10 protein-coding genes and 1 tRNA gene are annotated in these 12233 nt (G+C 67.9%); 5 read left to right on the plus strand and 6 right to left on the minus strand.

The genetic code is table 11. From position 1 onward, the window contains the following. Positions 1-7 precede the first annotated feature (7 nt). Entirely contained in the window at positions 8-1399 is a 1392-nt protein-coding gene (locus ACSVDM_RS19135) for an MATE family efflux transporter (RefSeq protein WP_439266743.1), read from the plus strand. Positions 1400-1444: 45 nt separating this feature from the next. On the opposite strand, the gene ACSVDM_RS19140 is transcribed toward ACSVDM_RS19135, so the two are convergent. The 4 genes from ACSVDM_RS19140 to mfd all read right to left on the minus strand — a co-directional run bounded on the left by ACSVDM_RS19140 (position 1445) and on the right by mfd (position 7033). Beyond that, positions 1445-2020, minus strand: coding sequence for a TerD family protein (locus ACSVDM_RS19140; protein WP_067485544.1), 576 nt, complete (start codon positions 2018-2020; stop codon positions 1445-1447). Between the two features lie 25 nt (positions 2021-2045). Then, positions 2046-2525 carry a hypothetical protein gene (locus ACSVDM_RS19145; RefSeq protein ID WP_439266745.1) on the minus strand — a complete coding sequence of 160 codons (480 nt, stop codon included), beginning with the start codon at positions 2523-2525 and terminating at the stop codon, positions 2046-2048. A 201-nt stretch (positions 2526-2726) separates the two neighbouring features. Further along, on the minus strand, positions 2727-3428 hold the full coding sequence (locus tag ACSVDM_RS19150; RefSeq protein WP_439266747.1) for a MazG family protein: 702 nt from the start codon (positions 3426-3428) through the stop codon (positions 2727-2729). Continuing rightward, entirely contained in the window at positions 3425-7033 is a 3609-nt protein-coding gene (gene mfd / locus ACSVDM_RS19155; RefSeq protein ID WP_439266749.1) for a transcription-repair coupling factor, read from the minus strand. Before mfd ends, ACSVDM_RS19150 begins: the two co-directional genes overlap by 4 nt. Positions 7034-7151: 118 nt before the next feature. Between mfd and ACSVDM_RS19160 the strand changes: the two genes are divergently transcribed. After that, positions 7152-7775, plus strand: a complete 624-nt coding sequence (locus tag ACSVDM_RS19160) for a TIGR03085 family metal-binding protein (RefSeq protein ID WP_439266751.1) — start codon at positions 7152-7154, stop codon at positions 7773-7775. On the opposite strand, the gene ACSVDM_RS19165 is transcribed toward ACSVDM_RS19160, so the two are convergent. Together ACSVDM_RS19165 and ACSVDM_RS19170 are read right to left on the minus strand one after the other, a co-directional pair. Further along, positions 7772-8419: a TetR family transcriptional regulator gene (locus ACSVDM_RS19165; RefSeq protein ID WP_439266753.1), complete on the minus strand. Its 648-nt coding sequence runs from the start codon at positions 8417-8419 to the stop codon at positions 7772-7774. The genes ACSVDM_RS19160 and ACSVDM_RS19165 overlap by 4 nt on opposite strands. 169 nt (positions 8420-8588) lie before the next feature. Continuing rightward, positions 8589-9215, minus strand: coding sequence for a TetR/AcrR family transcriptional regulator (locus ACSVDM_RS19170; RefSeq protein ID WP_067485532.1), 627 nt, complete (start codon positions 9213-9215; stop codon positions 8589-8591). 216 nt (positions 9216-9431) lie between these two features. Between ACSVDM_RS19170 and ACSVDM_RS19175 the strand changes: the two genes are divergently transcribed. The 3 genes from ACSVDM_RS19175 (at position 9432) to ACSVDM_RS19185 (ending at position 12068) form a co-directional block, all read left to right on the plus strand. Further along, a tRNA-Gln gene (locus tag ACSVDM_RS19175) sits at positions 9432-9502 on the plus strand. A gap of 98 nt (positions 9503-9600) precedes the next feature. Beyond that, entirely contained in the window at positions 9601-11091 is a 1491-nt protein-coding gene (gene glmU / locus ACSVDM_RS19180; protein WP_181696671.1) for a bifunctional UDP-N-acetylglucosamine diphosphorylase/glucosamine-1-phosphate N-acetyltransferase GlmU, read from the plus strand. Continuing rightward, positions 11088-12068 carry a ribose-phosphate diphosphokinase gene (locus ACSVDM_RS19185; protein ID WP_357148053.1) on the plus strand — a complete coding sequence of 327 codons (981 nt, stop codon included), beginning with the start codon at positions 11088-11090 and terminating at the stop codon, positions 12066-12068. Before glmU ends, ACSVDM_RS19185 begins: the two co-directional genes overlap by 4 nt. The last annotated feature ends 165 nt before the right edge of the window (positions 12069-12233 follow it).

Genomic DNA, 12233 nt, shown 5'->3' on the forward strand with positions numbered 1-12233 from the left:
AGCGCTGGTGAACGGCAAGAACACCGACACCAGCGCACTGGCCAAGCTGGCGACGCCGATCGCGTTGACCCAGCTGGCCCAGATCGCGGTGTCGACCACCAATCTCGTGCTGATGGGCACGCTCGGTGTCGCGGAGGTCGCAGCGGGCGGCCTGGCGCTGGTGTTGTTCAACCAGATCCGGACCATGTGTGTCGGCCTGATCACCGGGACCGGTAATCAGATCGCCGGTGCGCTCGGCGCGGCGGGCAAACGCGGCGAGTCGGCCGACGACGAGGTGCGCGCGGTGGTCCGGGCGGCGTTCGTCATCGCCACCATCGCCGGCCTGCTCGGTGGTGCGGTGCTGATCGGTCTCGGCTGGGCACTGTCGTGGCTCGGGCAGGACACCGCCGTTCTCGACCTGGCCCGGCCGATGATGATCGCGCTGGCTCCCGGCCTGCTGCCGTGCCTGTGGTTCCAGGTGTTGCGCCAGTACACCGTGGGCATGCAGCGTCCCCAGGCGTTGTTGATGGTGACGCTGGGTTCGGTGGTGCTGAACCTGGTGCTCGCACTCGCCTTCATCCACGGCTGGGCGGGCATCCCCGCCTCCGGCCTGACCGGCGTCGGCATCGCCACCTCGCTGGTCTTCCTGATCACCTTCGGGGTGTTCTGGGCGATGGTGCGCCGCGACGAACAGCTCGGCGCCACCCTGCCGCGAACACCGTGGCCGGTGCGCTGGGCGACCGTGCGTGAGGAACTGCGTCTCGGCACCCCCATCGCGCTGACCTACGGTTCCGAGGCGGGCATGTTCTCGGTGCTCGCCCTGGTGATGGGCAGTTTCGGGCCGGCCGCCCTGGCCGCGCACAACGTCGTGTACCAGATCATCTACATCGTCTTCCAGGTCGCGATCGGCCTGTCGCACGGTGCGTCGATCCTGGTCAGCCATGCCGTGGGGCGCGACGAGTACAGCCACGCCAGGTCGCTGGCCTGGCTCGCCCTGCGCCACGCGGGCGTGCTCGCCGTCGTCACGGGCGCGGTCTACGTCCTTGCTCCCGACGTGGTGCTCGCGCCGTTCCTCGACACCTCCGACACCGCGACCGTGGACATCGCCCACACGCTGCTGCTCATCGGCATCGTGCTGCAGTTCTTCGACGCCGCCCAGAACATCGGCACGGGCCTGCTGCGCGGGCTCAAGGAAACCTCGGCGGGCTTCCGGCTCTCGCTCGTCGGTTACTGGGGTGTCGGCATTCCGGCCGCCCTGCTGTTCGCGTTCCCGCTGCATCTCGGGGCGGCGGGCGTCTGGTGGGGCCTCACGGCAGGCCTGGCCACGACGGCAGCGCTCATGCTCCGCAAGTACTTCAGCCTGCTCGACCAGGCGAGTACGACTCCGCTCCCGCGCATTCCCGCGACCCAGGCAGGATGACGGGCGGCGGTCGCCAGGACCGCCGCCCGTTCGTCGCGCGGTTCGTCAGATGTTGACGCCGTAATCGCGGGCGATCCCCGCGAGACCGGACGCGTATCCCTGGCCGATGGCGCGGAACTTCCACTCGTTGTTGTGCCGGTACAGCTCACCGAAGACCATCGCGGTCTCGGTCGAGGCGTCCTCGGACAGGTCGTAGCGAGCCAGCTCCACACCGGTGTTGGCGTCGGTCACCCGGATGTAGGCGTTGCGGATCTGACCGAAGGACTGGCCGCGGGCCTGGGCATCGTGGATCGAGACGGGGAAGAAGATGTTCGTGATCGACGGCGGCGTGGCGGCCAGGTCGACATTGATCACCTCGTCGTCACCGTCGCCCTCACCGGTCAGGTTGTCGCCGGTGTGCTCGATGGTCCCCTCGGGCGAACGCAGGTTGTTGTAGAACACGAAATGCTGGTCCGACAGCACCTTCAGGTTGGCCCCGGTCGCCAACGCACTGGCATCGAGATCGTGGTCGGCGCCGGTGGTGGTCCGCACGTCCCAGCCGAGACCGACCGCGACCTTGGTGAGGTTGTCGGTCTGCTTCGACAGCGAGACATTGCCGCCCTTGGCGAGTGAGACGCTCATGAAAACCCTTCTGTCCTGATCGTGTTCAGTGCTGCTGCTCGGCCCAGGTGCGCAAGGTCTCGACCCGGCCCTCCAGGGCGCGCAGTTCGGTGTCGTCGAGAACCGTTCGCTGGATACCCCGGTCCACCGCGAAGGCCGACTGACGGTGGTCGTCGATCACGTCGACGTCGATCCGCACGGCGGCGTAGTCCTCGGCCTCGGGCATCTGCTCGGCGATCACGGTCGCCCGGCCACGGGCCGACAGCGCCACATTGCCGCCACCAAGGATCAGCAACGCCACTTCGGGTCGCTCCCGCAACCGGGCGAGCGATCCACGATTGGTGCGCAGGCTGATGAAAATGCGCCGGTCGCCCGCGCGCACCGGCCAGGAAACCGGAATGGCGTGCGGGGCGGGATCGGTGGTGACCAGTACCGCGATGGTTTCCTGCGGCCACACCGGCAACACGTCGAGTTCGGGATGATCTGTCAACTCGCCGTGTTCTACCGGATCGACTTCTGTTGCCATCTACCTCACCTCGACGATCGTCGGACACCCCAGCCCGCCGCGAACAGCGAGCTCGCCACCGAGTCTAAAGCGCTGTGCCACTTGCCGCTAACGTCTCGGCAGCGATCGCCGGGCATTCACCCGACCAAGATCGTTAGCCGTCGGGTAGCTGTGCACCGCACTCGTGTTCGACCCGAACCGATCTCGCGGTGTCGCGCGTGGTCAGCGCGGCCAGTAGGCTCGCCAGTCCTCGGCGGTGAGCGGTAACCGCTCCCCGCGCGCCGATTCCGCCGCGTCCTCGGCCGCACGGATGGCCGAGGCGAAATCGAGAGTGGCCTTGCGCAGGCGCTCCTCGGCGGAGTCCGGGCCACCCAGCTCCACCGTGCGCAGGGCGGCGGGGACCAGGTCGTCGGGCAGGCCGGCGCGGGCACTGCGGGACCGGACCTTTTCGGCGAGTGCGAGCGCGGGCTGGGCCATGGCGATGCCGTCGAGGCAGGAGCGGCGGGCCTTCTCGGCGGATTTGCGCTCCTCCCAAGCCTTTTCCTGCGCGGCGATCTTCTCGGCGACCGAGATGCCGGGCGGCAGGTCGGCCTCGATCAGGTGCGGGCTGCGGTGGACGAGCTTGCCGACCAGTGCCGCGGCCACCTCGTCGACGGTGAATTCACCTGCGGCTTCGGCGATGCGGGAGTGGAACAGCACCTGCAGCAGCAGATCGCCGAGTTCCTCCTTGATGGTCTCGTAGTCGCCGGAACCGATGGCGTCGAGCAGTTCGTAGGTTTCCTCGAGCAGATAGGGGCGCAGCGAATCGTGGGTCTGGGTGGTTTCCCAACCACCGAAGTGCCACAGCCGGTCCATCACCCGCACGGCCTCGGCCAGGCCCGCCGCGACGACGGCGGTATCGGCCGCCTCCTGCGCCTCGCTCATACACTCGCCTCGGCGGGGACCGAAAGATCCACCATCCCTTGCGGTTTGCCGTCGAGCACCAGCAGCAGGTCGGCGACGAATTGCAGCACCGCGACATCGCGGACCCGGTCGGCGCCGACACTGTCGGTGACGCGCGGCAGCGGCAACTGCACCATTCCGCTGGCCGCCCGGTAGGTGGCGCTGGGGTAGATCCGCTTGAGCCGCATCTGTTTCGAGTCGGGCAGGTTCAGCGGGGCGATCTTCAACGTCGAGCCGGTGACCACGATCTCGGCCACGTCGTACTCGCGCGCCAGCAGTCGCAGCTTCGCCACCGACACCAACCTGCCGACCTCCACCGGCACCGGCCCGTACCGGTCGACGAGCTCCTCGACGACAGCTGCCAGCGCCGAATCATCCTGCGCGGAGGCGAGTTTGCGGTACGCCTCGAGCCGCAGCCGGTCGCTGGCGATGTAGTCGGGCGGGATGTGCGCGTCGACGGGCAGATCGATCCGCACCTCCTTGATCTCCTCGGTGACGATCGGTTTGCCGTCGGCGGCGGCCCGGTAGGCCTCCACCGCCTCACCGACCAGCCGCACGTACAGATCGAAACCCACGCCCGCCACGTGACCGGACTGTTCGGCGCCGAGCACATTGCCCGCGCCACGGATCTCGAGGTCCTTCATCGCGACCGCCATACCGGCGCCGAGATCGGAGTTCTGGGCGATGGTGGCCAGCCGGTCGTAAGCGGTTTCGGTGAGCGGCTTCTCCGGCGGGTACAGGAAGTAGGCGTACCCGCGCTCACGCGAACGACCGACCCGGCCGCGCAACTGGTGCAGCTGTGAGAGGCCGAGGGAGTCGGCGCGTTCCACGATCAGGGTGTTGGCGTTGGAGATGTCGAGACCGGTCTCGATGATGGTGGTACACACCAGCACGTCGTATTCGCGCTCCCAGAAACCCTGCACGGTGCGCTCGAGCTGGTCCTCGTTCATCTGACCGTGCGCGACGACCACCCGCGCCTCGGGCACCAGATCGCGAATCTTCTTGGCAGCCTTGTCGATCGAGGACACCCGGTTGTGCACGTAGAACACCTGACCGTCGCGCATCAGCTCGCGGCGGATGGCGGCGGTGACCTGCTTGTCGTTGTAGGCGCCCACGTAGGTGAGCACCGGATGACGTTCCTCGGGCGGGGTGAGGATGGTCGACATCTCGCGGATGCCCGCCAGGCTCATCTCCAGGGTGCGCGGAATCGGGGTGGCCGACATGGTGAGCACGTCGACGTGGGTGCGCAGCGCCTTGATGTGCTCCTTGTGCTCCACACCGAAGCGCTGTTCCTCGTCGACGATCACCAGGCCGAGGTCCTTCCAGCGGACCCCGGTCTGCAGCAGCCGGTGGGTGCCGACCACGATGTCGACCGATCCATCGGCCATCCCGGCCAGGATCTCCTTGGAATCGGACGCGTCGGTGAAGCGCGACAGGCCCTTCACCGTCACCGGGAAACCCGCCACCCGCTCGGTGAAGGTCTGCAGGTGCTGCTGGGCCAGCAGTGTGGTGGGGACGAGCACCACCACCTGCTTGCCGTCCTGCACCGCCTTGAACGCCGCGCGCACCGCGATCTCGGTCTTGCCGTAGCCGACGTCGCCACAGACGACCCGGTCCATCGGGACCGGCTTCTCCATGTCGGCCTTCACATCGGTGATGGCGGTCATCTGGTCGACGGTCTCGGTGAACGCGAAGGCGTCTTCCATCTCCTGCTGCCACGGGGTGTCCGGACCGAAGGCGTGTCCCGGCGCGGCCTGGCGGGCGGCGTAGAGCTGCACCAGCTCGCCGGCGATCTCGCGAACGGCCTTGCGCGCCTTGCGTTTGGTGTTCGCCCAGTCCGAACCGCCCAGCTTGGACAGGCTCGGCAGCTCGCCGCCGACGTAGCGGGAGAGCTGATCGAGCGACTCCATCGGCACGAACAACCGGTCGCCGGGCTGGCCGCGTTTGCTCGGGGCGTACTCGATCACCAGGTATTCGCGGCGCGCCCCGCCGACGGTGCGTTCGATCATCTCGACGAAGCGGCCGATGCCGTGCTGGTCGTGGACCACCATGTCGCCTGCCGACAGGGCCAGCGGGTCGACCTGGTTGCGGCGCTTGGCGGGCAACCGCTTGCCCTCGCTGGGCGCGGTGACACGGTTGCCGGTGAGATCGGATTCGGCGACGACGACCAGGCCCGCGTCGTCGAAGATCAACCCGTCGTGCAGCGAACCGCACAGCACACCGACCACGCCCGGCTCCGGCACCGCCCCGGCCGGGAGCGGTGCGGCGGGCACCTCGGCCTCACCGAGCCGTTCCAGCACGCGCTGGGCGGTGCCGTACCCGGTGACCACCACGACGGCGCGCCCACCGGTCGCCACGTGCGCGCGCAGCGAGGCGAAGATGGTCGCGACCAACTCCTCCGACCCACGCGCGGTCGGGCCCGCGAGCACCGGCAGGTTCACCTCGACCGGATCGCCGGAACTGAGCGGGCTCAACGTCCACCACGGCAGCCCGAGTTCGTCTGCGCTGCCGTGCAATTCGGGCAGCGATCGGTAACCGGAGGCGGCCAGGTCGAGGCCGTGCGCGCCCAGCGGGGCGTCGCTGCCGAAGGAAGCCGCCGTCCAGGAGGCCTCGAGGAATTCCTCGCCGGTGCGCACCAGGTCGGCCGCGCGGGTGCGGATCTTCTCCGGGTCGCACAGCAGCAGGTGGGTGCCCTCGGGCAGCGCCTCGGTGAGCAGGCTCAGCTTGCCGGGCGCCAGGACGGGAAGCAGCGCCTCCATGCCGTCGACCGGGATGCCCTCGGCGATCTTGTCGAGCATTTCCACGAGCGCGGCGTCGGCGGCGTTGTCGGCCGCGACCGCGGCGGCGCGTTCGCGCACCGGCTCGGTGAGCAGCAGTTCGCGGCACGGCTGGGCCACGACCACCTCGACGCTCAGATCGTCGATGGAGCGCTGATCGGCCACCGCGAACGGGCGGAGTTCGGTGACCTCGTCACCCCAGAACTCCACGCGCACAGGGTGATCGGCCGTCGGCGGGAACAGGTCGAGAATGCCGCCGCGCACCGCGAACTCGCCACGCTTGCCGACCATGTCGACGCGGGTGTAGGCGAATTCGACCAGGCGCGCGAGCAGGGCGTCGAAGTCGTGGTCCTCGCCGACGCGCAACACGATGGGCTCGATATCGCCGAGGCCCGCCGTCATCGGCTGCATCAGCGACCGCACCGTGGTGACCACCACGCGCAGCGGTTCCGGGTACACCGGGTCGTTGGGGTGGGCGAGCCTGCGCAGCACCTCGAGCCTGCGCCCGACCGTGTCGGCGCCGGGTGAGAGGCGTTCGTGCGGCAGCGTCTCCCAGGACGGGAAAATCGCCACCGAGTCGCCGAGCATCTCGGCCAGCTCGACGGTCAGGTCGTCGGCCTCGCGGCCGGTGGCCGTGACGACGACCAGCGGGCGCTGGGCGGCCACGGTGCTCGCGACGAACGCGCGCACCGCCGAGGGGGCGACCAGTTCCACCCCGGACTTGCCGACCAGATCGGCCACCGTCCGCAGCGCGGCATCACCCCCAGCCGCCTCGGCCAGACCGGCGAGCGGGGGACGAAGGGAGGACATGAACGCTCCTGAATGCGCAGACGGGATGGTCGAGGAGGACGTAGCAAAGTCTAGTCACCGGCTCCGACATCTCCCCGAGCTGGGCGAGGCACCGGCCACGCGGCGTAGGGTCGCAGGCGTGAGTCTGGCTCAACGTGAACGCCACGCCCTTGTTCGGTCGGCACTCGCGGCGGGTGCCGAAGCACCGACGCTGTGCGGCACCTGGACCGTCTACGACCTCGCCGCCCACCTGGTGGTGCGCGAGCGCAGGCCCGATGCCGCACTCGGCATCCTCCTGAAGCCCCTGTCCGGCTACCTCGACAAGCAACAGGCCAAGATCCGGCAGCGTCCGTTCCCGGAGCTCGCCGAGCAGATCCGCACCGGGCCCCCGCTGTGGTCACCGCTGCGCCCGGTCGACGCGGTGGTGAACCTGACCGAGATGTTCATCCACCACGAAGACATCCGCCGCGGCGAACCAGGTTGGGAGCCAAGGCAATTGGACGATGCCGACGAGCAGCGGCTGTGGCGGGCGCTGCGGGCGATCGCCCGGGCGAACTACCGCAAGTCACCCGCGCCGCTGGTGCTTGCCACCCCGGGCGGTGACCGGATCACCGCGCACGCGGGCACCGGCGACGCGGTGGTGCTCACCGGCCCGCCCTCGGAACTGCTGCTGCACGCCTTCGGTCGCGACGAGGTGCGGATCGAGGCGAGCGGACCCGACGCCGACGTGCGGGCCGTGCTCGCCACCGACCGCAGCGTCTAGACCACGTAGCGGCGCAACCGGCGCGCCGCGAACTCCCGGAAATACGACAGCTTCTCGGGCGGGACGATCGAGGGCAGCAGGAAATACCAGGCCCGTTCCATCCGGGTGGCCATCTGGTCCATCGACTCGGTGCCCACCGCGACGATGTGCACGCCCGCGGTGAGTTCCTGCAGCAACAGCCCGACCACCTCGGCGTCGAGATCGGCGAGCAGGTTGCCCTGGGAGATCGCGCGCTCCGACAGCACTCGGTACGTCTCACCCCAGGTCTTGGCGATGTTGTCGCCCTGGGCGCCGCGATAGTCACCGATCTGGTGGGTGAGCTTGAGCATCGCACCGACCATCGGATCGTTCATCGACAGATCGGCGACCACATAGGTGATGCCGATGCACGCCTCGAGCGCGGGCACCCGGGAATCGAAGAAACCCTGACACGACCCGATGAGCCGTTCGTTGCCCTGATCGACCACCGCCCGTGCCAGCTCCTCCTTGGAGCCGAAGTGAAAGTACAAGGCGCCCTTGGTCACATTGGACTGCGCGATGATTTCGCTGAGGCTCGCGTTGGCGTAGCCCAAACGGAGAAAGACATCGGCAGCGCCAGCAAGGACGGAGTCGCGGGTGATCTCCGCGCGCGCTTGCCTAGCCATCAGATCCGCCTGTCATCCAATAATCCAGCCATCCTGAAGTAGACCGACATCCCGAAGTTGATCGACATACCGCCCGGCAGCACCCAAAAGGATGGGTGAACCGTACCACCAGACCCTTCGGGGGCACCCGAATCCTGGATTCGCTTCCGGCACGGGCGCTATCGACCGGTTACCCCGGCTTGGGCCCCGCGATGTTCGTATTCCATTCGGAGCTGAGACCCGGTTCGGCTTCCAAGTGGCTCAAACCGTTCCAGCACAGGTTCACCAGATGCGCCGCGACCACTTCCTTCGGCGGGGTGCGCTCGTCGAGCCACCAGGTGGCCGCCGTGGACACCATGCCGACGAGCGCCTGGGCGTAGAGCGGGGCCAGACTGGTGTCGAGATCGCGGCGGCCGAAGTCGCCCGCCAGGATGTGCGCCACCTGGTTGACGGCCTCGTTGAGCAGGCTCGAGTACCGGCCGTCGGCGTTGGGGGCCGGTTGGTCGCGCACCAGGATGCGGAACCCGTCGGTGCGTTCCTCGATGTAGGTGAGCAGCGCCAGCGCCACCTGCTCGAGCCGCAACCGCGACCGGTTCTGGGTGAGCGAGGAGGTGACCATGTCGAGCAGCATCGACATCTCGCGGTCGACGACCACCGCGTAGAGCCCTTCCTTACCCCCGAAATGCTCGTAGACCACCGGCTTGGACACCTGCGCACGCTGCGCGATCTCCTCGATCGATGTGGCGTCGTAGCCCCGCTCCGCGAACAACGCGCGACCGATCTCGATCAACTGCTGGCGCCGCTGAGTACCCGTCATCCTCGGTCTGGAAACGCGCCCCGGATCACTAGAAGACAACTTCCCTGCCTCTCCACCACCTGCCGGACCCACCGCGTCAACTGTCTCAGACCCCATGATGGTCAAAATTGTCGGGGATGTGGGCGAGCCAAGATTTTCCGCGAGGCGCGATCTATGCGAGGATCATGGCCGTGCCGTAGCACAGTGGTGGGCTCTGACAGCCCACTGGTGTGGCGATCCGCCGTAGTGTAATGGCAGCACCTCTGATTTTGGTTCAGATAGTTCAGGTTCGAGTCCTGGCGGCGGAGCACACACGGGCACAGTGACGTATCGTCGGCCCGCACCCCATCACCGACCGACCGAACCCGCCACAGCACACTCGCTGACCGGCAGCCGAGGGAGATCCATGCCACCGCAGACCGCCGTCGTCGTTCTCGCAGCCGGGGCTGGGACGCGAATGCGGTCGAAGACTCCGAAGGTGCTGCATCCGCTGGCGGGGCGTTCGATGCTCTCGCACGCGCTGCACGCCGCGGCGGAGATCGACCCCACCCATCTGATCACCGTCGTCGGCCACGACCGCGACAAGGTCGGCGCCGCCGTCGCCGAGGTCGGCAAGGAACTCGGACGCGAAATCGTCTGTGCGGTACAGGAACAGCAGCTCGGCACCGGCCACGCCGTGCAGTGCGCGCTCGAGGCCGTGCCCGCCGATTTCACCGGCGACCTGCTGGTCACCTCCGCCGATGTGCCGCTGCTCGACGGGCACACCCTCGGCGCCCTGCTCGACGAGCACCGCAGCTACGCCGAACGACCGGCCGTCACCGTGCTCACCTTCGTCCCCGACGATCCCAACGGTTACGGCCGGATCGTGCGCGACGACGACGGTCAGGTCGCCGAGATCGTCGAGCACGCCGACGCGACACCGGCCCAGGCCAAGATCAAAGAAGTCAATTCCGGCGTCTACGCCTTCGACGCCGCCGTGCTGCGCACCATGATCGGGCGGCTGTCCACGGCCAATGCCCAGCACGAGCTCTACCTCACCGACGTGCTGCGTCTCGCCCGCGAGGCCGGACATCCCGTGCACGGCGCGCGACTGGTCGACTCGAACAAGGTCACCGGGGTCAACGACCGGGTGCAGCTGTCGCAGGCCGGTGCCACGCTCAACCGGTACATCCTCGAACGGCACATGCGCGCGGGCGTCACCGTCATCGATCCGGCCACCACCTGGGTCGACGCGAGTGTGCGGATCGGGCGCGACGCGGTCCTGCGCCCCGGAACCCAGCTGTTCGGCGAGACCCATATCGGGGAGGACGCCGAGATCGGGCCCGACACCACGCTCACCGATGTGATCGTCGGCGCGGGCGCCAAGGTGGTGCGCACCCACGGCGAGCAGGCCGAGATCGGCGAGAACGCCAACGTCGGACCGTTCAGCTACCTGCGCCCCGGCACCGTGCTCGGCGAGCACGGCAAGCTCGGCGCGTTCGTCGAGACCAAGAACGCGACGGTCGGCGCGCACTCCAAGGTTCCGCACCTCACCTACGTCGGTGACGCGACGATCGGCGAGTACAGCAACATCGGCGCGTCCAGTGTTTTCGTGAACTACGACGGGGTGAACAAGCACCACACTGTGGTCGGTTCCCATGTGCGGACCGGCAGCGACACCATGTTCATCGCTCCGGTCACCGTGGGTGACGGCGCCTATACGGGTGCGGGTACTGTACTGCGCAGGAGCGTTCCACCCGGGGCACTTGCCGTGTCGGGTGGGCCACAGCGCACCATTGAGAACTGGGTGCAGCGCTACCGTCCCGGAACCGCTGCGGCACGCGCGGCGGCGGAAGCCATCGCGGCAGACGAGACGTCGAACAAGGCAATCGAGCAAAAGGATGGCAACCAGCAGTGACCGCGTTCTCGATCGACAATCAGAAGAACTTGATGCTCTTCGCCGGCCGGTCACATCCTGAGCTTGCCGAGCAGGTCGCCAAGGAACTCGATGTCGACATCACCCCGCAGACCGCGCGTGAGTTCGCCAACGGTGAGATCTTCGTCCGGTTCGAGGAGTCGGTGCGCGGTTCCGACGCCTTCGTGCTGCAGAGCTTCCCGGCCCCGCTGAACCAGTGGCTGATGGAACAGCTCATCATGATCGACGCGCTCAAGCGTGGTTCGGCCAAGCGGATCACCGCCGTGCTGCCGTTCTACCCCTACGCCCGCCAGGACAAGAAGCACCGCGGCCGTGAGCCCATCTCCGCCCGCCTGGTCGCCGACCTGCTCAAGACCGCCGGTGCCGACCGCATCATCAGCGTCGACCTGCACACCGACCAGATCCAGGGCTTCTTCGACGGCCCCGTCGATCACATGCACGCGCTGGTGCAGCTGTCGGACTACATCCGCACCAACTACTCCACCGACAACCTGGCCGTGGTCTCCCCCGACGCCGGTCGCGTGAAGGTCGCCGAGAAGTGGGCCGACGCGCTCGGTGGCACCCCGCTGTCGTTCATCCACAAGACCCGCGACCCGCTGGTTCCCAACCAGGTGAAGTCCAACCGCGTCGTCGGTGACGTCGAAGGCCGCACCTGCGTGCTGATCGACGACATGATCGACACCGGTGGCACCATCGCCGGTGCGGTGAAGGTGCTCAAGGAAGCCGGCGCGGGCGATGTCATCATCGCGGCCACCCACGGTGTGCTCAGCGACCCGGCCGCCGAGCGCCTCGCCTCGTGCGGTGCCAAAGAAGTGGTCATCACCAACACCCTGCCGATCAGCGAGGAGAAGAAGTTCCCCACGCTGACGGTGCTGTCGATCGCGCCGCTGCTGGCCCGCACCATCCGCGAGGTCTTCGAAAACGGCTCGGTGACGGGCCTGTTCAACGGCAACGCTTGAGCTGTTCCGCCTCCCCGGGAATTCTGGCCAGACTCAGGTGCGGGGTTCGTTGGGGAGGCGGCAAGCTTCTGTGATGTGGGTGGGTTAGCTCGTACCCGGTGAGTTACCCATGTACTTGCGCAATCTGTGGGTTCTTTCGAGAGCCCGGCCAGGCTCGTCGGTGCT

Origin of the sequence: Nocardia sp. JW2 (assembly GCF_051843015.1) — a bacterium.
GTDB classification, from domain to species: Bacteria; Actinomycetota; Actinomycetes; order Mycobacteriales; family Mycobacteriaceae; genus Nocardia; species Nocardia coubleae.

What these genes read in the sequence shown, in the direction of transcription:
- ACSVDM_RS19140 (WP_067485544.1), bottom strand. Translation starts at nt 2,020, where the DNA reads ATGAGCGTCTCACTCGCCAAGGGCGGCAATGTCTCGCTGTCGAAGCAG.
- ACSVDM_RS19145 (WP_439266745.1), bottom strand. Translation starts at nt 2,525, where the DNA reads ATGGCAACAGAAGTCGATCCGGTAGAACACGGCGAGTTGACAGATCAT.
- ACSVDM_RS19150 (WP_439266747.1), bottom strand. Translation starts at nt 3,428, where the DNA reads ATGAGCGAGGCGCAGGAGGCGGCCGATACCGCCGTCGTCGCGGCGGGC.
- mfd (WP_439266749.1), bottom strand. Translation starts at nt 7,033, where the DNA reads ATGTCCTCCCTTCGTCCCCCGCTCGCCGGTCTGGCCGAGGCGGCTGGG.
- ACSVDM_RS19165 (WP_439266753.1), bottom strand. Translation starts at nt 8,419, where the DNA reads ATGGCTAGGCAAGCGCGCGCGGAGATCACCCGCGACTCCGTCCTTGCT.
- ACSVDM_RS19170 (WP_067485532.1), bottom strand. Translation starts at nt 9,215, where the DNA reads ATGACGGGTACTCAGCGGCGCCAGCAGTTGATCGAGATCGGTCGCGCG.
- glmU (WP_181696671.1), top strand. Translation starts at nt 9,601, where the DNA reads ATGCCACCGCAGACCGCCGTCGTCGTTCTCGCAGCCGGGGCTGGGACG.